This window comes from Salmonella sp. NW722 (genome assembly GCF_051702785.1).
GTDB classification, from domain to species: Bacteria; Pseudomonadota; Gammaproteobacteria; order Enterobacterales; family Enterobacteriaceae; genus Salmonella; species Salmonella enterica.
The window spans coordinates 1-262 of the sequence record NZ_JAMMIN010000038.1 but is presented as its reverse complement, the minus strand read 5'-3'; the positions used below and the strand labels follow the sequence as shown (position 1 = coordinate 262).

1 rRNA gene is annotated in these 262 nt (G+C 50.8%); it reads left to right on the top strand.

Going from position 1 to position 262, the window contains the following annotated elements:
* Positions 1-262: ribosomal RNA gene (locus NA330_RS23270) — 23S ribosomal RNA — on the top strand; the annotation flags it as partial.

Here is a 262-nt window from a genome sequence, read left to right as displayed (position 1 = left end):
TGAGGGAAAGGCGAAAAGAACCCCGGCGAGGGGAGTGAAAAAGAACCTGAAACCGTGTACGTACAAGCAGTGGGAGCACAGGTTTACCTGTGTGACTGCGTACCTTTTGTATAATGGGTCAGCGACTTATATTCTGTAGCAAGGTTAACCGCATAGGGGAGCCGGAGGGAAACCGAGTCTTAATTGGGCGTTAAGTTGCAGGGTATAGACCCGAAACCCGGTGATCTAGCCATGGGCAGGTTGAAGGTTGGGTAACACTAAC